This is a genomic window from Desulfococcus multivorans (genome assembly GCF_001854245.1).
Lineage (GTDB): Bacteria > Desulfobacterota > Desulfobacteria > Desulfobacterales > Desulfococcaceae > Desulfococcus > Desulfococcus multivorans.
The window spans coordinates 1,101,638-1,120,048 of sequence record NZ_CP015381.1 but is presented as its reverse complement, the minus strand read 5'-3'; the positions used below and the strand labels follow the sequence as shown (position 1 = coordinate 1,120,048).

16 protein-coding genes are annotated in these 18,411 nt (G+C 56.0%); 5 read left to right on the top strand and 11 right to left on the bottom strand.

All coding sequences use genetic code 11. From position 1 onward, the window contains the following. Positions 1 to 3 precede the first annotated feature (3 nt). Positions 4 to 627, top strand: a complete 624-nt coding sequence (locus dmul_RS21040) for a transposase (protein WP_020876932.1) — start codon at positions 4 to 6, stop codon at positions 625 to 627. A gap of 89 nt (positions 628 to 716) precedes the next feature. Next, a complete protein-coding gene (locus tag dmul_RS21225) occupies positions 717 to 893 on the top strand; it encodes a hypothetical protein (RefSeq protein ID WP_407918627.1) in 177 nt (58 codons plus the stop codon). Positions 894 to 1,070: 177 nt separating this feature from the next. Here dmul_RS21225 and dmul_RS04740 read toward each other — a convergent pair whose 3' ends face one another. The 9 genes from dmul_RS04740 to dmul_RS04690 form a co-directional block, all read right to left on the bottom strand. Then, entirely contained in the window at positions 1,071 to 1,427 is a 357-nt protein-coding gene (locus dmul_RS04740) for a PadR family transcriptional regulator (RefSeq protein WP_020876930.1), read from the bottom strand. A 643-nt stretch (positions 1,428 to 2,070) separates the two neighbouring features. Then, on the bottom strand, positions 2,071 to 3,030 hold the full coding sequence (locus tag dmul_RS04730; protein ID WP_236886004.1) for a sterol desaturase family protein: 960 nt from the start codon (positions 3,028 to 3,030) through the stop codon (positions 2,071 to 2,073). After that, entirely contained in the window at positions 2,913 to 3,605 is a 693-nt protein-coding gene (locus tag dmul_RS04725; protein WP_020876927.1) for a TVP38/TMEM64 family protein, read from the bottom strand. Before dmul_RS04725 ends, dmul_RS04730 begins: the two co-directional genes overlap by 118 nt. A gap of 39 nt (positions 3,606 to 3,644) precedes the next feature. Then, the gene (tsoC, locus tag dmul_RS04720) at positions 3,645 to 3,962 is read right to left on the bottom strand and encodes an NEPxGxxU motif selenoprotein TsoC (protein WP_332369982.1); all 318 of its coding nucleotides are present in this window, start codon (positions 3,960 to 3,962) and stop codon (positions 3,645 to 3,647) included. Between the two features lie 26 nt (positions 3,963 to 3,988). Then, positions 3,989 to 5,755 carry a rhodanese/DsbD fusion-like selenoprotein TsoB gene (tsoB, locus tag dmul_RS04715; protein WP_337833553.1) on the bottom strand — a complete coding sequence of 589 codons (1,767 nt, stop codon included), beginning with the start codon at positions 5,753 to 5,755 and terminating at the stop codon, positions 3,989 to 3,991. A gap of 21 nt (positions 5,756 to 5,776) precedes the next feature. After that, positions 5,777 to 6,037 (bottom strand): HSGNPxU motif (seleno)protein TsoX, encoded by a 261-nt coding sequence (gene tsoX / locus dmul_RS04705; protein WP_337661158.1) that lies wholly within the window; start codon positions 6,035 to 6,037, stop codon positions 5,777 to 5,779. Positions 6,038 to 6,121: 84 nt separating this feature from the next. Further along, positions 6,122 to 6,577 (bottom strand): LULAXC motif selenoprotein TsoA, encoded by a 456-nt coding sequence (gene tsoA / locus dmul_RS21220; RefSeq protein WP_334290381.1) that lies wholly within the window; start codon positions 6,575 to 6,577, stop codon positions 6,122 to 6,124. Positions 6,578 to 6,602: 25 nt separating this feature from the next. Continuing rightward, positions 6,603 to 6,995, bottom strand: a complete 393-nt coding sequence (gene tsoR, locus dmul_RS04695) for an ArsR/SmtB-type metalloregulator TsoR (protein WP_020876920.1) — start codon at positions 6,993 to 6,995, stop codon at positions 6,603 to 6,605. Continuing rightward, the gene (locus dmul_RS04690; protein WP_020876919.1) at positions 6,964 to 7,440 is read right to left on the bottom strand and encodes a Rossmann-fold NAD(P)-binding domain-containing protein; all 477 of its coding nucleotides are present in this window, start codon (positions 7,438 to 7,440) and stop codon (positions 6,964 to 6,966) included. The genes tsoR and dmul_RS04690 overlap by 32 nt, the downstream gene beginning before the upstream one ends. Before the next feature lie 149 nt (positions 7,441 to 7,589). Here dmul_RS04690 and dmul_RS04685 point away from each other — a divergent pair, with 149 nt between their 5' ends. Together dmul_RS04685 and dmul_RS04680 are read left to right on the top strand one after the other, a co-directional pair. Beyond that, positions 7,590 to 8,684 carry an AI-2E family transporter gene (locus tag dmul_RS04685; RefSeq protein WP_020876918.1) on the top strand — a complete coding sequence of 365 codons (1,095 nt, stop codon included), beginning with the start codon at positions 7,590 to 7,592 and terminating at the stop codon, positions 8,682 to 8,684. A 207-nt stretch (positions 8,685 to 8,891) separates the two neighbouring features. Beyond that, positions 8,892 to 11,618: a cation-translocating P-type ATPase gene (locus dmul_RS04680; RefSeq protein WP_020876917.1), complete on the top strand. Its 2,727-nt coding sequence runs from the start codon at positions 8,892 to 8,894 to the stop codon at positions 11,616 to 11,618. A gap of 80 nt (positions 11,619 to 11,698) precedes the next feature. Here the strand turns inward: dmul_RS04680 and dmul_RS04675 are convergent, their stop codons facing one another. Both dmul_RS04675 and dmul_RS04670 read right to left on the bottom strand, forming a co-directional pair. Continuing rightward, positions 11,699 to 15,211, bottom strand: a complete 3,513-nt coding sequence (locus dmul_RS04675) for an ATP-binding protein (RefSeq protein WP_020876916.1) — start codon at positions 15,209 to 15,211, stop codon at positions 11,699 to 11,701. Continuing rightward, a complete protein-coding gene (locus dmul_RS04670; protein ID WP_020876915.1) occupies positions 15,208 to 16,461 on the bottom strand; it encodes a metallophosphoesterase family protein in 1,254 nt (417 codons plus the stop codon). Before dmul_RS04670 ends, dmul_RS04675 begins: the two co-directional genes overlap by 4 nt. A gap of 427 nt (positions 16,462 to 16,888) precedes the next feature. Here dmul_RS04670 and dmul_RS04665 point away from each other — a divergent pair, with 427 nt between their 5' ends. Continuing rightward, positions 16,889 to 18,346, top strand: coding sequence for a protein adenylyltransferase SelO (locus dmul_RS04665; protein WP_020876914.1), 1,458 nt, complete (start codon positions 16,889 to 16,891; stop codon positions 18,344 to 18,346). The last annotated feature ends 65 nt before the right edge of the window (positions 18,347 to 18,411 follow it).

The following is an 18,411-nucleotide window of genomic DNA, read 5'->3' as shown; positions in this document are numbered from 1 at the left end:
CAAGTGAAATCCAGCAAATCACAAATTCATGCAAAGTTCCACAAAATTCCGATGATCCGGTTCGAGGATCAGCAACTCACTTCCTTCTCCGGTTTGCTGGTTTTTCAGATGCTCTTCAAGCGCCTCGACTTGAAGAGAAAGCTCAAAGGTTGCTTCGATCATTTGAAGGTTTCTCCCATTTTCGGATACCATTTGGTTGTGATGCTGCTCATCGTCCATCTATTGTTGGGTTTCCGGCGTTTAAGGGAGATCGACTATTACCGTGATGATCCTCTTGTTCTTCGGATAATGGGGTTGCGAAAAATCCCGGATGTTTCAACGATTTCACGCAATCTTGCCAAAATGGAAACACAAAGTGCTGAAAATTATCGAGGATTATCCCGCTCTTTGGTAATTGCAGGCCTTCAACGTGAAGGTTTTTCACGCCTGACCTTCGATTTCGATGGCTCTGTCCTATCCACTAAGGGCCATGCAGAAGGCACGGCAGTCGGATTCAACAAAGCAAAAAAGGCGCTCGAAGTTACTATCCTTTGTTCTGCACCGTGGCACAGACCGGCCAGTTTTTCGACGTTTTCCATCGCCCCGGCAATGTCCACGACTCGAATGGGGCGTCCGAATTCATGCTGAACTGTTTTGAAAAGGCCAAAACCAAAATCAAAAACACGATCTTTGAATCTCGCATGGATTCCGCATTTTTCAATCAGGACATCCTTTCGATGCTGAGCGGCAACAAAATCAAATTCACAGCATCTGTTCCCTTCGAACGATTCACCGAACTCAAAAAGATGATCGAAGAATGCAAATGCTGGCTCACCCTGCTGCTGCTCGCACACGTGCAAAAAGGCCGCCCGCCTGGAAATTCCAAAAACTGGACTCGATACGGCACAGATTGATTCAAAGAGCAGGACGCCTCATCCGCCCGCAAGGAAAATTGACGCTTGTCATGAGCGCCAACAAAGCCGTGCGAAAGGATCTCTTACACTTCATTGATGTGTTGCAAAATGCGGCGTAGAGCAAGCAAGTACGGAACATTTATGCAACGTTAGGCGTTAGTTAGATCTATATAGCATTTATGCTCCACCATGAGGGCTTGCTTGCGTCTGATCAGCCACCACCTCTTGATAGAGTTCCTCAATCTGGATTTTTAAGAAGGCAAGCGTGTCCCGACCCGCCTCGGTTAATGAATACTCTTTTCTGGCACGTGGACCGCCCTCGGGATCTTTCTTACAGACGAGCCATCCATGCGCCTCGAGCCTTGAAAGTATCGGATAAAGCGTTCCGGGACTGACATCGTAACCGTGATGACGCAACTCTTGGATCATCCACTGTCCCACAACGGGACTTTGGGCGGCATGGTGAAGGATATGGATCTTCCAAAATCCAAGCAGGATTTCCCGTTGAAGCGCTTTCGTGTCAATTGTGCTCATATATTCCCCCTTAATTACGATAATCGTAAACGACTATCGTAAAAATGCCAAGCCGAAAATTTCATTTCGCATCTGTTCGGTTAATTACCAGCCTGGTCTTTTACGGGTGTCCGCGCAGACATCAAACGCCATCCTCCGGTAGGTATCAGCCGGACCAGGGGGGTCCGGCGGAAAGTTGATCACCAGACAGCAGATACGACTGTGAGAACGGAAACCGTTGTGGGTGCCGGCGATATTGCTCTCGTGACGTGGCGAACGGGCTCCAACGGTTCTCGACCGAGATCATTTATCCCGCAGCATCCACGACAGCCCTTCCAGCGGCCTTCCGCGACGGAGAACCGAATGCAGGCCGAAATCAACATCCCCAACACGCTTGATGAGGTGACCGGCCGAGTCGTCTCAATCGTGGCCCAGAGCTACATGCGTTACCGAAAAGGCCGACAGCTCCCCCCGATTCCCAGAATTCGGATGGAAACGATCACTTATCAAGAAATCCAGGAGGGAGCTATGCGGCACCGGCATTTTCCATACCAATACACTCAACGCCCATAAAATCGAGAAGACGGTGGTTGAACACATCGAGGGGCGGCGGCGGGTTGCTTTTCAACACTCATCGTGCCGGTGTTTGAAACGACCATACGTATCAGTGCCGGTTGATGGGCACCCGGCCGGGATCACCTACGAACGGAAGGATCAGGAGACGCGGCAGGGTAAGCCTTTTGGGATCGCGGAATTGGGATAGCCCTATCACCATATCCGTGTGCCCCTTGGCGGGCTGCGCTTTGTAGGTGCCCAAAAGTCGGTCCCACCAAGGCAGGTTAAAGCCATAGTTGCTGTTGGTCTCACGGATGATGACCGAATGGTGGACCCGATGCATGTCCGGTGTGACCACGATCAATCGGAGCACCCAGTCCACTTTTCCCGGAATGCGGATGTTGCTGTGGTTGAACATGGAAGTAGCGTTCAGGGCCACTTCGAAAATCAGCACCGCTAAAGGTGGTGCACCGAGCGCGACAACAATCGACAACTTAACGGCCATGGATACAATAATTTCAATGGGGTGGAACCGCAAACCAGTGGTCAAATCGAAATCAAGGTCCGCGTGATGTATCAGGTGCAGCCGCCAGAGCATCGGAATGGCGTGATGCAAGACGTGCTGGGCATACACAGCGAAATCCAGCGCAGCCACGCCCATGAGCACCTCAAGTCCATAGGGCAAGGCCCATTGGTTGAGTAGCCCCCAACCTTGCTCCGAGGCGAGCAGGGCTACCTCAATGGGTAGAACGGGATAGACCAACGCGACCGACAGCGGGTTCAACGCGACGATGGTCAGATTGGCGAACCAGCGCCGGCTTCTGGAAGTTGTCAGCCGTCTTCGGGGTGTGAAAAACTCCGCCGTGGATAGAATGGCGAAAACGCATAGGAATGCGCTCAGCCGAATGATTGTGTCGGTTCCCATTACGTTGCTCTTGAGGCGGCCATCGATTAAATTATTTGGGTCGTGCCGGGCCCCCTTGCCTTTTTCAGGAGTTTCGGGATAAAAAACGATAAAATGAAAAGGGCGATGGAAAGAAAGACCTTCCAGCTCAACAATTCCGCCCATCGACCGCCGGCCCAGACATCCTTGATCGTTCCGATGAAGAACGTGAAAATGAACGTGCCCACCATGATCCCAAGTCCTGTCCCTGCAACGTAGTCCCGAAAGCGCACCTTGGTCAGCCCCATGCCGAAGTTCATGGGCGTAAAGGGGAAATACACCAGCCGAAGGTAGAGGACCGTGGCAAAGCCGTTGCGTTCAATGGCGTCGTCGAAGCGCTTCAGGCGGTCTCCGACTAGGGAGGCGGCAAAATCCCGGCCCAGGTAACGCCCGATCAGAAAGGCGAGGCTCGCGCCTATCATGGCCGCTATCCAAACATATACAAATCCCCAATAAGGGCCGAAGATAGCGGCGCCCAGGGCCGTCAGAAGCGTGCCGGGGATGAACAGGCAGACGCCGGCGGCGTAGATGAACACGAACAGCAACGGCGCCCAGAAGCCTGCCGCCTCCAGGATCAGCCCCAGTTGTTCGGTCGTGAAATACTGCCTGGCCGGTGAAAACCGGACCAGGTAGATCGACACGCCGATGAACAGGATCAGGAGGGATACTTTCACCAGTGCGGTTTTTTGATTTTTCTGCATGATGACGGCTCATATTCACTGCCGACCGCTGTTCGCCTTTCAGCGCTTGAAAAGGCGGTTCAGGATTCCTTTTGTCGGCGGCTCGGGTTTGGGCAGTCCCAGGTGGCGACAGATGCAGGCCTCCACCTCGTGATCGGACACGTCAGCCCCTTCCACGACGATTTCCTCCCCCACCATGACCGCCGGCGCGATGGGCAGGTCGAGTTCAAAGTATTCGTCGGTCTGGTAGTCGGCCTTGGGCTTTGAGATGACCTCGATATCGATAGCGTATTTTTCGCCCAACCTGGGCATCATCTGTTTGAAATGCTTTCAAGGCTTGCCGTTGGGCTCATTGAGAAAAAAACGGACGTTGAGCATGTTCTTCTCCTTCAGGGTTGTGGTGTTCACTTGGTAGGAAGAGACTTCTTCAAATCAGCCATGCGATTTAAAAAGGGTCCGGGCGGCAGAAAATCCACCAGACGCAATTCGGTGCGTTCCTCGCCTCGTGCATCTAGAAAAACAACCGTGGGGACGCCCTTGACGCCGTATTGGGCCAACAATTTTTCGTGGAGCGGATCACCGCCCTTGGTTACATCGACTTTGATCATAACGAATCCCTGCTCGGCCTGCCGGACCACGTCGGCATGGTGGAAGGTCACCTCCTCCAGTTCCCGGCAGGGTGTGCACCAATCTGCGTAAAAATCGATGATGACCGGTTTGCCCTGTTCGGTCGCCTGGCTCAGCGTCTGCTCCGAATAGGCGCGCCAATCGATTCCCGGCCCGCGCATGGCCCAGGCGGTGATCCACATGGCCGCCAGGACCAAACATAGGGTACCCACGATGGCTTTCAGCCAGGGAAAAGCCTTAGAAGAAGCCTGGCTTCTATCCAGCCATCCCAAGTGCAATCCCGCGGCCAGGGCCACGGCGACAGGTAACACTATTTTCAGGGTCTCGGGCAAAACCGGCCGGATAAAATAGGCGGCCATGCCCACCAGGACCCAGCCCATCAGCTTGCGCACCCATATCATCCAGCCCCCGGCCTTCGGCAGCCGCTGCAGTTGGCCGGAAAAAAGCGCCAACACGAAAAAGGGCAATCCCAGACCCAGGCTGAGAATGAAGAAAATCAGGAAGCCAAGCCATGGGTTGCCCATGCCGGCCACCCAGGTGAGCAGACCCAGGACGAAGGGGCCGATGCAGGGCGCGGCCACAACCCCTAACGTGAGGCCCATGAACAGGCTGCCAAAGTACCCGGAATAGGATTTGCCGGCGGCCTGGGTGAGAAAGCCCGGCATGCGCAGCTCCCAGAACCCGAAAAGACTGGTGGCGAACAGGACCAGGACGCCGGCTACCAAGGTCAGAACGATGGGGTTTTGCAGCATGGCTCCCATCAACCCGCCGGTGAGCGCGGCCACAACGCCCAGCGTCGAATTGGTCAGGGCAAGCCCCATCAAATAGCAGATGCCATGGAAAACCAGTCTGATCTGGCTGGGTTTGTCCCGGCCTGCCCGCCCACCGAAAAACGAAACCGTGATGGGGATCATGGGATAGACACAGGGTGTCAGGTTCAGGGCCAGTCCGCCGACGAAAATGCCCAACAGCGTCCAGAGCATGGTCCACCCTTGCAGGGAGCGGTCCCCTGATGGATTCAGGCCCGCCTGCATCGGTTCCGCCGGTTCCGCGGGGCTGCTGGCGATGGGCAACCCCTGCTCCTGCCATTTCGGGAAGCCGTAGGGGTCGCGGTAGACGTTTTTGTAACCCAGCGATACGGCCACCCGGGCCGCCGAGTCACTGCGGACTCATGTCAAACCCGCTCAGTAGAAGACCAGGACCCGATCCTTGTCCGGCCCCAGAAAATTTTCCAGTTCACCGGCCTTTCGCCATCTCGACCACCATGTAGGTTCCATGGAAAAATTGAGCGCGCCCTCGATATGTCCGGTGCGGTATTCCCACTCCTGGCGGGTGTCCACCAGCAAAAGATCCGAAGATGCTTCGCGATAACGGTCGGCGAGTTCTTCGGTGGAGATGATGGCGTAACCACCGGCTTCGGCCTCGGCGACCACGTCGTCCCAGGTGGTCTGCCCGGAGGTGACAGGGCGCTGGATGTACCATACGGAGACGACGGTAATCAGCACGGCCGAAAGTGCCAGGAATGCAGATGTTCTCTTTTTCAGGCTCAACTTGACGGGCCTCCGTTAAATTTTTCCAGATAGAAATGTTTCCATCTGGTTCTTGTCTGTCGCTACCTTTAAAGGCACCCACTCCTTATCCAGAAGGACATTGGTCGATCCTTTGAATTCAAGAGCGTATGGTTTCGCCGCTTCCGAATCCATCGTGTATATTTTCACGTCCAGTTTTTCACCGAATTTGTCCTTCATGTCGTTGGCTACGCCTATAGCCTTTCTGCATGAAACTCAACCGGGGTTGCCGCTGTGAAATACGATCAACTCAGCCATTTAAACTTCCTCCTTAAATCCATTTGAGTAAACAGTGAAAGTTCACCAACCTATTTATTGATATTTCATCAAAATCGCTCATTTTCAACTGAATCGGCTCCTCTTTCTTTCCAGCTTTGAAAGCAGAAACGCAGCCCCTCTGCGGGACAAACCCAGCTGGTCGGCCAGCGACTTCTCATCCAATGGGCCGTGCGTTTGGATCAGCGTTTGCGCTTCCGACTCCAGCTCCTCCAGCCAGTCTTCGAAAAGCACCAGCACGTCGGGATCGGCAATCGCCAAAAGCTGTTCGGACCGCGCGACTTTATCCACCAGGCTTTGGCACATCTGCGTTGGGTCGACACCTTCGCCCATGCATTCGGCCAGTCACAAATGCACCATGCCTGAAACCTTGTCGCCTTCGGATTGCCCGATGAGCGACATCAAAAACCGTTCGCGTGCGTCATTATCCAGGTCCTGCAACAGCCTTCCCAGGACCCTGGTGATTTCCGACAGGGCCTCTTCAGGCGCCATGTGGGAAATGATTTGAAAAAGTTTGTCCATACGGCCGATCCATCCCCCTTTTCCTTCAAAACAGTTTTCTGCCGGACAAAAGGTCCGTTGCCACATCGCTCAGGATTTGCAGTACATTCAGGATCCTTGAATCCGCTAATTCGTAATAGACGAAGGGGCCCTCTCGCTCTACTTTGACCATCAAGGAGCGCTTCAACTCTTTCAGGTGATGCGACACCAGCGGTTGAGACAATTCAAGCGCCTCGACGATTGCGGATACCGATTTCCTGCCGTTGCTGATGAGGACCAGTATCCTCAGTCGGTTCCCGTCCGACAGACTTTTAGCCAGAAAGGCGGCACGTTGGAGATGATCGTTCGTCAACTCGCATCCTGCCGCAGATCCGCCGCTGCCTACTGCCAGGTCCCGGCCCACATCGTCATTGGACGACTTGTTTTGCATTCTGTTCATCGGTGAAAACATCATTTTGGCACGTGATATGAAACTCAACTGCATTACCGTAAACACATAAGCAAATATTTATGTATTTATTAGATGGCTTTGTCAATAGTATTTTCTTCAGGCTTGGGTTTGATTTTTTCGCCGTTTCACCCATGCCCTTATATTCCATCGCGGCGCATGGTACTCCGCCGGCATTAGCGATAACATTTTGAACACATATCATATTCATGTCATAGATATATTTTTCCGCGCCTCTGCTCAGCGGAATGTTTGCGCTATCCACCACGAGCCGTGTGTCCATCTTGTGAACATTGTCATCATCGACGATGTCCGGGCGGGCAGCAGGAATCCAGGTATCGCACCTACGGTCTGGCTGACCCAGGAGCAGCCGGCCGAATGCGCGCATCCAGCGGTCTCCGACGAATTGTGGATTCAGGACCTGCTCACCAATCAACTGGAAGTCCTGGCCTTGGGATTACAAAGGATTTGATAGTTTCTTGAAAGCCGATTATAAATCATTTCAGGCTGAAGATCTGACAGCGTCGGGACAACCGGTGCCGATTGCCTGACGCAATTGAAGCTAACCTCTATTGAGAGCCGAAGATGCAACGTCGTACTGTCAGCAAAATAGTCCTGTTGGTCTTGATCCTATTGATTTCCGCGCTTTTCATCAGCATGATACGCAATTTCCTGATGGCGCTTTTGCTGGCCGGCATCTTTTCCGCAATGGCACAGCCGGGCTACCGTAAGATTGTTCAACTTTTCGGCGGCCGTCGAAGAGCGGCTTCTCTGACTACACTGCTGTTGTTCGTTATAATCATTTTAGTGCCGGTTTCGGGACTGATCAGCATTGTAACCGCCCAAGCCATTAAGGTGGGGCAATCGATCACGCCCTGGGTACAGCGGCAGATTGAACAACCGGCTGCCTTTTCCGAGTATTTGCAACGCATTCCCTTTTATGAAGAGATTCTTCCCTATCACGGCCAGATCATCAGCAAGGCCGGCGAATTAGCCAGCAGGATCAGTGTGTTCCTTGTCAACAGCCTCTCCGCAGGGGCTGTCGGCACGGTCAATTTCATCTTCATGTTCTTTGTTTTTCTGTATATCAGCTATTTTTTTCTGGTAGACGGAAAAGTCCTTCTCGATCGTATGTTATTGTATCTGCCGCTTGAGGACAGGGATGAACAACGCCTGCTGGACAGATTCACATCGGTGACCCGGGCAACGTTGAAGGGAACGGCACTGATCGGTGTGTTGCAGGGCGGCCTGGCAGGGGTCGCTTTCGCCGTAGCGGGCATCGAGGCGGCGGTTTTCTGGGGAACGGTCATGGCGGCGCTGTCCATCATTCCCGCCCTCGGTTCCGCCCTGATCTGGGTGCCGGCGGCAATCATTCTGGCGGCCGGCGGCAGCTATCTCAAGGCGATCGGATTGATCCTTTTTTGCGGATTGATCGTCGGCAGCCTCGATAACGTGCTGCGCCCACGACTGGTCGGCAAAGATACCCAGATGCACGATCTGATGATTTTTTTCGGGACACTCGGAGGCATCGCTCTGTTCGGCCTGATCGGCTTTATCATCGGTCCGATCATCGCTGCACTGTTTGTGACGATCTGGGATATATACGGGGAAGTTTTCAAAGAATTTCTTCCAGGGACAAGGACTTCACAAAAGCTCGGGGAAACGGATTCAACTGACTGACCCATAAACCTGCCGTTTGCAGGCAACCAGACCCCACAGGCTTACGGAATCGATATGATCGGTCTCTCAGAGATTGCCTGGGCGAACAAAAAACGTTTGCAATAAAAGCTTCGACACCGGCACAGGTCGAAGGCCCATCGCTCTTGAACCGGATTGTGGATTGGCCGAATAACCATTGGCCGTTTATAGAATGCGGAAAGGAAAACCATGAGTGAACAAGGACACGGAACGGTCAACTGGCACCGGCTTGATCCAACCGGGGTCGTACAGAAACTGCAATCGTCCGATACGGGCCTCGCTTCCGAGGAAGCGCGCCGCCGCTATGCGCAATACGGCCCCAACGAACTGATCGAAAAGGGAAAGAGAAAGGCCTGGCGGATTCTGTTGGCCCAGGTGAAGGAAGTGATGATCCTGATTCTGCTGGCCGCCGTGGTTATTTCGGCGGCGCTGCAGGAATATATCGATGCCGTCGTGATTTTCGTCATTGTGGTGCTCAATACGATTCTGGGGTTTTGGCAGGAATTCAAGGCCGAAAACGCCATGGCGGCCCTCAAGAAAATGACGGTGCCCAATGTGCGGGTGCGGCGCGACGGCGCAGAGCAGCAGATTTCGGCCAAGGAATTGGTGCCGGGAGACATCCTGCTCATTGAAGCCGGAAACATTGTGCCGGCGGATGCCCGACTCATCGCAGCCGCGAACCTCAAAGTCCAGGAAGCGGCCCTGACCGGCGAATCAGAATCGGTGGACAAGGATACCGGCGCACTGCCGGATGGCGAGCTTGCCCTGGCCGACCGCAGGAACATGATTTACAGGGGCACGGTGGTGACCTACGGGCGCGGCGAGGCCGTCGTCACCGGCACCGCCATGCAGACCGAATTGGGTAAGATCGCCACCATGCTTCAGGACGTTGAGGATGAGCGAACCCCGCTGCAACGCCGGTTGGCGAAGCTCGGCAGATCGTTGGCCATGGCCGCCGGGGTGCTGATCATCATGGTGGCCGGCATGATCTATCTGCAGGGCGCGGGCTTCAAGGAAATGTTCATGACCGCCATCAGCATGGCGGTGGCGGCCGTCCCCGAAGGCCTGCCGGCTGTCGTCACCATCGCCCTGGCCCTGGGGGCGCAGCAGATGTTGAAGAAAAATGCGTTGATCCGGCAGCTTCCGGCCGTGGAAACCCTGGGCGGGGTGACCGTGATTTGTTCCGACAAAACCGGCACCCTGACGCAGAACAGAATGACGGTATCGGACGTGGTGCTGCCGGTTCGCCGCTATTCCCTCGATGAAGCCGTGGCGGAACACGGCGAGGATGCCGATCTCGGCCTGCTGCTGCTGGCCGGGATGCTGTGCAACGATGCCGTCATCGACGAAAATGCGCAAAACGGTATTCTCGGCGATCCCACCGAAGGCGCACTGGTGCTTGCCGCCCAACAGGCCGGATTGGTGCAGCGCGATCTGCAGGCTATGTTGCCGCGTGTTCGCGAACTGCCCTTTGACTCCGAGCGTAAACGGATGTCCACCGTTCACGCCCTGCCGTCGCCTTCCCAAGGAACGACTTTGCACCCTGTTCTTACCGCCGCCGGAAACCAGGGGCACGCCGATCACCTGGTGTTGGCCAAAGGGGCGACCGACGGCTTGATCGAGGTATGCAGCAGGATTCTGATAAACGGCGTTGTTCAACCTTTGGGCCAAAAGAGAAAAGAGGAGATTTCAGCCGAAAACACCGCGATGGCGAAAAAAGGCATTCGGGTGCTGGGCTTGGCTTATCGGTTGATGGATGTCGACGAACTCGACCAACCGGCGCGCTACGAGGAGGATCTGGTATTTCTGGGTATGGCCTGCATGCTCGATCCGGTGCGGCCCGAAGCGATCGAGTCGGTCCGGCTGTGCAAGCAGGCCGGAATTCGTCCGATTATGATCACCGGCGATCATCCCCTGACGGCTGTCGCCATCGCCAAGAATTTGGGGCTGACCACCTCCGATACGGTTCTGACCGGTCAGGATCTGGACAAGATGACCGTAGACGCGCTCAGCGCTCGGATCAAGGAGGTTTCCGTCTTTGCGCGCGTCTCGCCCAAGCACAAGATGGTCATCATCGACGCGCTGCAAGCACAGCATGAGATCGTCTCGATGACGGGCGACGGGGTCAACGATGCACCGGCGCTGAAATCAGCCGACATTGGTGTGGCCATGGGGATCACGGGTACCGACGTCAGCAAAGAATCCTCCGATATGGTCCTGCTGGATGATAATTTCGCCACCATCGTCGCCGCCGTCAAAGAAGGTCGCCGCATTTACGACAATATCCGCAAATTCGTCAGATACATCCTCACCGGCAATGCCGGTGAAATCGTTGTCATGCTCACCGGCCCGCTGATGGGTATGCCGCTGCCGCTGCTGCCGATTCAAATTTTATGGATCAATCTGGTGACCGATGGCGTACCGGCCGTTGCTCTGGGTTTCGAAGAAGCCGAGCGCGATGTCATGAACCGGCCGCCGTACAATCCGCGGGAAGGCATTTTCGCACGCGGGCTGGGCTGGCAGATTCTCGTCATGGGCCTGATCATCGGCCTGATCTCGGTGGGGACCGGGTATTGGTTCTGGGACGGGGGAACAGGTTCGAACGCCTGGCAGACCATGGTGTTCACTATGCTGACATTCTGCCAGATGGCCTATGCCCTGTGTGTGCGCAAACAGACACAATCGCTGTTTACGCAATCCTGGCTCAGCAACCCGATGCTGCTGCTGGCCATTGGCGTCACACTGGCCCTTCAGTTGATCCTGATTTATGTGCCGTTTTTTAACACCGTGTTTCGCACCACACCGCTGCGTCCGGGGGAACTGGGTATCTGCGCCGTTGGAGCTGTAGTGGTTTTACTGATTACAGAATCGAGAAAACTGTTCCTGCGCAGCAAGCGCATTGAATACCACGCATAATTCCATCGACGGCGCCAGGTTGCAATGGTATGAGTGCCAATGGGCACGCCAACCGTCAATACCGCCAAAATCGCTGTCGGCTAAAGATATTGAACGTTCGGCGGGCTGTCGGGCAAGGCCTTTTTCATCACGTCGATCAGGTGCCGGTGGTGGGTGAAAAAGACGATCTGGGTGTCCCGGGCCAGATCGGCCATGGCTTTCAGGGCGGCGGCGGAGCGCTCGTCGTCGAAATGGACCAGGACGTCGTCCACCACCAACGGCATGGGACCGTTGTTTTTCACGTAATTGAACAATCCTCCGAACCGCAGGGCGAGAAACAATTGGTCGCGGCTGCCGTCGCTCAACTCGGTGATTTCCAGCAGCGCGCCGTCGGGCCGAACGGCTTTGATCACCGGGTTTCCCTTTTCATCGTAATCGGCGCGCAGGCCCTCGAAGGCGTTTCGGGTGATGGTTTTGAAATAGCCGCCCGCCGCTTCCAGGACGGGGCTCTGATGGGTTTGGCGGTAGCGTTCCATGGCTTTGGCCAGAATCGCCGACCCCAGTCGCAATTTCACGTATCGCTCCACGTCCGCCTGGGTTTTGGCGATCTGCCCTTCGGCTTTCACGGCGATCATCGACGCGTCCGACTCTTCGCCTATGGCGTTCAATTCCTTCCCCGCTAAAGCCAGTTCCGCAACGATCCGCTTTCGCTCCTGTTCCAGTTGCTTCCTTTTTGACGCCAGTGCCTCGATTCCGGCCGACAGTTCGTCAGGGTCGCAGGATTTCACACGCTCTGCGAAAGCATCCAGATCTTCGCCGACCGAAAGCTCTTCCAGTCTTTCGTCCACTTTGGCCAGATCGCGTTCGACCCGGATCCTGTCGGCAGACCGCTTTTCCATGTCGGGCAAAGCTTCCGGATCGTCCGTTTCGCCCTCCAGGCAAAGGAGTCGCATCCTTTCCTCCAGAGCAGCCTTGTTTTCCTGTATTTTGGCAAGTTCCGCGGCTTTTTTGCGTTTGTCCAGTTCCAGCGTCTTGCGTTCTTTCAGCCGTTCCTGCTCCTTTTTCAGACGATCGTTCAGCCTGAAGGCAACCGTCTCCGGATCCGAAGCGGACAATTCGGGCGCCAACTCGTCGGCGGCCGCCTTCACTTTGGCCTTGTACTTCTCATAATCACTGCTGATGGCGTCTTGCCGCACCTGGTAGTCCTTCGCCTTTTCCAGGATTCGGAAAACGTCTTCCAGGGCCGAAACGAATTCCAGCACGTCCTCGTGGCCGGCGTCGGCTTCGAGCCCGAGCCGCGATACGACTGCGGCCCATTGTTCCTTCCACCGGCTGAGTTCCAGTTCGATTTCCGCCGACCGCTCCCGGTGACCGTCGATCTCCGCCTGCAAGGCCGATATGCTGCCCTCGAGGTTCCGGCGGTCCCTGTCGACTTTTTCTAATTTGGCCAGTGCCCGTCGTGCCAGGGACAGCAGGGTGGAAAAGCCCGCGTTTTCGGGCGCTTTCGCGTTTGCAGTCGAAAGCGCGGACGCCAGTTCAGACGCCGCCGCCGCCATACTTTTCCGTACGACCTCGGCCTCGGCTTCGTTTTTTCGAAAGGCCTCGGCTTTGCGCTTCAACTCCTTTGTCCTGCCGGACCATTCCAGCATTTCCGCAGGGGGAAGAGGATCGACGCCGAGCGGGGACCACAGTTTGCGCCATTGGTCCCAAAGCTTGTCTCGTTTCCCCTGAAGATCATCTCGCCTGATTTTTCCGGCGGACAATTCGACGTCTATTTCCCGAATCTCTTCCCTCAGATTGTCGGCCTGCGCCACCGCCTCGGCTTCCTGGCGCAAAATATCCGACGTCCTGTCGGCCCGCTCCACGCTTTTCTCGTACAGATCGGCCAAATGGCCGTCCGACGCGAAGGCCTCCATGAATTCGGGATCGGGATCCTCGCCGCGCAGCCAGGCGGCCCGGACCGAACGCCAGCCCTTGTCCCTCAACGTCCGGTGTGTATGCAGGTCTTTCAGGGAAGGCAATTCCCGGGACCGGGTCATCCTGTCGAACCGCCTTTGGCTATCCGCGCGTTTCTTTTCTTCTTTTTTCAGTTCCCTTCGCACGTCGTCCAGGTCGCGTTCGACATTCTCGATCCGCTTGCCGTATTCCCGCATGGTTTCGTCCGTGGGTATCGCCAGCCGCTCCAGCACGGAAAGCTCTCCTTTCCACAAACCCAGCGCGGCCAGATCGGCGTCGATTCGGCCGCGAAGCAGCAGGGTTTCGTTTTCGAACTTTTCCAGCTGATCTTCGATCTTTCCCAACTCGGATGCCCGGGAAACGGCGTCTTCCAGGATATCGGCGCTTTCGGGCCGTTCGGGCTTTTCAAAGGCATCCAATCGGCGCTGCAATTTCTCCAGGTTGGCGGCAGCCGACTTGAGAGCTTTTTCCGCGGAAATCCGAGATTCTTCCAGCTTGACCCCCGCCGAAGCCAGTCTCTGGATTCTCGACTGCTCGGGCCTGGACAGGCGCAATTTTTCCGCGTCCTCGGACGTCAATCCGGGACGGAGACGCTCCAGGGCGTCTTTGGCGGAATCCCGCTGCTGATGGATTCTCGCCCGCAACGATTTGGCGTCGACCCTGGCCTTGGCGTGCACGTTTGCCTCACCCGCAAGCGCCTCGATGCGCTTACCGTTATCGACGATCCGTTCGTCCACCGAGAGGTTCTCCAGCCTGTTGTCGATCTCCCCCAAATCCCGCTTGAGATGCTTTTCCGCCTGCGCGGCCTGCTCGACCCCCATCCGCGTCTCGACCCTTTCCTGGCGAAAATTCTCCCGAAGACGCGGTGCCGGCCCGATCTTCTCCAATTCCTTTTCCAGCCTCGCCCGGGCGGCGACATGCTTTACGGCGTCGCGATGCCTGGACAACGAGCCGATTCGCGCCGAAAGTTCCTCCAGCTCGAGTTCGTTGGTTTTTTCCGATTGTTGCAGCCTGTCCACCTGCTTTTTCGTTTTGAGCCATTGGATGTGGCTGGAGGAGGCATCCTTCTGCGCTTTCCGCAATCTTTTGATTTCAGAAATCCCCGTGATCACAAGGGCCTTTCTGGACCTGGGAGTGAACAGCTCGGCCATTTTTTCGTCCAGGCGGGCCATCGCCAGTTTCAAGGTGTTCAGACCCGAGGTGGCCGCAAACAACGCGTGCCCCAGATCGCCGCCGGCGGCCAGGACGCTCTCCACGCCCAGGCGGAGCGATTCGTGGGAGACGCCGAACGCATGCGTGAACGCCTCACGGCCCATCCGGCCCAGATGTTCGTCCAGGAGCGCCTGGCCGACCGGCTCTCCGGTATCGTCGTCGATCAGGTCGTTTTTCCGCCTTTTGAACCGTGTCAGATTGAGGGTGCGGCCATCGGAGAGCACAAACACGCCGCCGACAGCCAAATCCCTGGGCTGGTGCTTCCAGGCGTCTCCGACGATGTGGCCGAACCCGTAGAGCAGTCCCGTGAGGGCGCGCAGGGCCGTGGTTTTTCCCGCCTCGTTGGGGCCGAACAAGACGTGCAGGCCGAACCGTTCGCCCGAAAAGTCGAGTATCCTGTCTGTAAACGGTCCGAATGCGATCAGCTTGATCGCCTCGAATTTCATGATCGTTCCTCTCGGCTTTCCATGTCCGCCAGCATGGTCAGCAAAATATCCCTGGCGTCCCGAAGCAGTTGCGCGGCGTCGTCCTCGGGCACAGAGACGTCCGTCCCTGCCAGCTTGGCCTTGAGCGATGAAAAATCCGCGTTTAAGAGCTCGAACGGATTTTCGCAGGATTCGATCTCGCCCATGTACCGGAGCAATTCCCCCTGGGGCGTGTCGCTTTCGGCCAACTGCGCAAGATCGATCTCCGGGGCGGTCCTGATTTCCACCTTTTCGATCCAGGCCCTGCCCCCCGACACTTCCGCAGCCATGGCTTTGATATTGGCGACGACGGTATCGGGGTCAGCCAGAAGACGCCCGTGAACCGGGCAACATCCGGTGATCTTCACGCGAGCGCAACAAAGGCGGCCGTCCAGGTCCGCGATCCGTCCCTCGAACACATCGCCGAAAATCGAGACGACACGGTCGACGCTCTCGGCGCCGGCGGCGTCCGTTTCCACCGCCATCCAGCGCAGCACGTCCAGGGGAACGAATTCCACGCTTAAACCGTCTTCTTCCCGTTCCACCAGCGCGCATCCCTTCTCGCCCGTTTCCCGGATGTGGCGTCCCTGGATGCAGCCGGGATAGACGATGGGAGGCGTTTTTCTGACTACCGCGAGTTCGTGGACATGGCCGAGTGCCCAATAATCGTAGCCTTTGGCGGCCAATTGGTCGGACGTGCAGGGAGCGTAGGGAAGATGGCCCTCTGCGCCGGAAATCAGGCAGTGCAGAATGCCGATGTTGAGCATGCCCGGCACCGGTTCCGGATAGTCGAGAGCCAGGTTTTCGGTCACGTCCCGCCGGGGATAGCTCTGGCCGTGCAGGGCCATGTTCAGGTCTTCCAGAATCCAGGTTTCCGGCTTTCGGGACGAAAAAATTTTGACGTTCTCCGGCATGACCAGGGATTTGGTCATCCTGTTTTCCGCGTCGTGATTTCCCCGAACCACTGCCACGCGGACGCCTTCTTCGGCCAGCTTGCGCATCCGGCTCGCGAAATACAAGCCCGTGCTGAAATCCTTCCAGCCACCGTCGTACAGGTCTCCGGCGATAATCAGCAGGGGCGCGCCCTCGGACAGAACCAGGTCCACGAGTTTGTCGAAGGCCGCCCGGGCGGCGCTCCGGATTTCTTCGGCGTCCGGCGCGGATTCGTCCTGGTAAAGGCCCTTCAAGGGCGAATCCAGGTGAATATCCGCGGCATGAACGAACAACGTCATAATATGGCCTCCGTCTTTGCGCGAAAGCTCGCGAAGATTTGCCGAAAATCGGGGAACACCGATCCACATTCCCGAAATCGACAATCGGGAATGTCGGTGCTCAAAACATCATCTCCGAATCCTTCAGTGTCGGAACATGATCTTTACCGATTCCCGATCCGGAGTTCGGGAACGGGAAGAACGGTGGGTATCTTAAAACAAACATCATTGCATCTCAATCGTATTTTTTCCAGCGATATGGTTCTCGATTTGACTTCGGCGCTCACGGACATAAGTTGGTAGTTACCCTGTTGAAATGAAAGGGAGCGGGAAAGCAAAGGCCGGGTTCGGGTTCGGAGGCTGCGGGCGCGGCGTCTGCGCGGTATCGGTTTCCGAACTTCTTTTTGCGGCCGACCCGTTTGATATGTATTTTTTAAGGGGAGAAAAAATGTTTAATTTCGACAATACATATTCCCGGTTGCCGGAACAATTTTATGCCCGGGTGGCCCCGGCAAAGGTTCCCGAACCGGCTCTGATAAAATGGAACGAGGATTTGGCGCGTGAACTGGGCATTCAATCCGAACAGCTTACGGACAGGGAATTGGCGGAAATATTCGCAGGCCGGAAACTGCTTCCCGGTTCGGAACCGATTGCTCTTGCGTATGCCGGTCACCAATTCGGTCAATTCGTCCCCAGGCTGGGAGACGGTCGTGCCTTGCTCCTGGGCGAGATTCTGGATCCTTCGGGAAAACGTTTCGATATCCAGCTCAAAGGCTCCGGCCGGACACCCTTCTCGCGCCAGGGCGACGGAAAGGCGCCGCTCGGTCCGGTCCTTCGGGAATATATCGTCAGCGAGGGCCTTCACCATCTGGGACTGCCGACAACCCGTTCCCTGGCCGCAGTCCGGACAGGAGAGACGGTCTACCGGGAAAAAGCGCTTCCCGGGGCGATATTGACCCGAGTGGCCGCCAGTCACATTCGTATTGGAACTTTCGAATATTTCGCCGCCCGAAACGATCGGGAAAATTTAAAAACGTTGGCAGACTACGCGATCCAAAGGCACTATCCGGAGATTCGGGACGAGGCAGATCCGTATTTTCATTTTTTCCGTAAAGTGGGTCGCGCGCAGATCGAACTTGTGACCGGGTGGATGGCGCTCGGCTTCATTCACGGGGTGATGAACACGGACAACATGTCCGTCACCGGAGAATCGATCGACTTCGGGCCGTGCGCTTTCATGGATCAGTTCCGATCCGATCGGGTCTTCAGCTCGATCGATCGATTCGGCCGCTATTCCTATTCCAACCAGGTGCAAATCACTCTCTGGAACCTGTCCCGGCTGGGGTCATGCCTGATCCATCTGGCCGATAGCGGCACGGAGGATACGATAGAATCGTACAACACGGAACTGGAATCCCTCGGCACGCTTTTCAATCGGCGGCTGACTTCTAAAATGCTTAAAAAAATCGGAATCCTGGACGACGAAAAGCCGGAAGACCAGGGTCTCCTGCGCCAATGGCTCGGTTATCTGGAAAAGCATGCGCTGGATTTTACGCTCAGTTTTCGGAATCTGGCGGAACTGGTCAAAAACGACTCCGATTCCGGTTTTTTTGAAAAGACGGGGGACTTCCAGGCCTTTTATGAAAACTGGAAAAAACGGATCCGGGCTCAGGACCGGCATGCGGATGCAATCCGGGAAGGCATGAACAGCATCAACCCGCTTTACATTCCCAGAAATCACATGGTCGAACGCGTGATTGCCGCCGCGCTGGGAGGAGACTTCGGTCTTTTCCATGAAATGAACGCAGTCCTCGAAAAACCATACGAAGAGCAGGAGCGTTTCAACGAATATCTGTCACCGCCCGAGCCCCATGAAGTGGTCCGGACCACGTTTTGCGGGACCTGATGGATGCGCGTCCACCCGCAGCCCGGTTCGAGGCCGTCAACAACTGCAACAGAAGCGGTTTTCGT

What these genes read in the sequence shown, in the direction of transcription:
- dmul_RS04685 (WP_020876918.1), top strand. Translation starts at nt 7,590, where the DNA reads ATGCAACGTCGTACTGTCAGCAAAATAGTCCTGTTGGTCTTGATCCTA.
- tsoR (WP_020876920.1), bottom strand. Translation starts at nt 6,995, where the DNA reads ATGAACAGAATGCAAAACAAGTCGTCCAATGACGATGTGGGCCGGGAC.
- dmul_RS21225 (WP_407918627.1), top strand. Translation starts at nt 717, where the DNA reads ATGCTGAGCGGCAACAAAATCAAATTCACAGCATCTGTTCCCTTCGAA.
- dmul_RS04730 (WP_236886004.1), bottom strand. Translation starts at nt 3,030, where the DNA reads ATGGGCGGAATTGTTGAGCTGGAAGGTCTTTCTTTCCATCGCCCTTTT.
- dmul_RS04680 (WP_020876917.1), top strand. Translation starts at nt 8,892, where the DNA reads ATGAGTGAACAAGGACACGGAACGGTCAACTGGCACCGGCTTGATCCA.
- dmul_RS04740 (WP_020876930.1), bottom strand. Translation starts at nt 1,427, where the DNA reads ATGAGCACAATTGACACGAAAGCGCTTCAACGGGAAATCCTGCTTGGA.
- dmul_RS04675 (WP_020876916.1), bottom strand. Translation starts at nt 15,211, where the DNA reads ATGAAATTCGAGGCGATCAAGCTGATCGCATTCGGACCGTTTACAGAC.
- dmul_RS04665 (WP_020876914.1), top strand. Translation starts at nt 16,889, where the DNA reads ATGTTTAATTTCGACAATACATATTCCCGGTTGCCGGAACAATTTTAT.
- dmul_RS04725 (WP_020876927.1), bottom strand. Translation starts at nt 3,605, where the DNA reads ATGCAGAAAAATCAAAAAACCGCACTGGTGAAAGTATCCCTCCTGATC.
- dmul_RS04670 (WP_020876915.1), bottom strand. Translation starts at nt 16,461, where the DNA reads ATGACGTTGTTCGTTCATGCCGCGGATATTCACCTGGATTCGCCCTTG.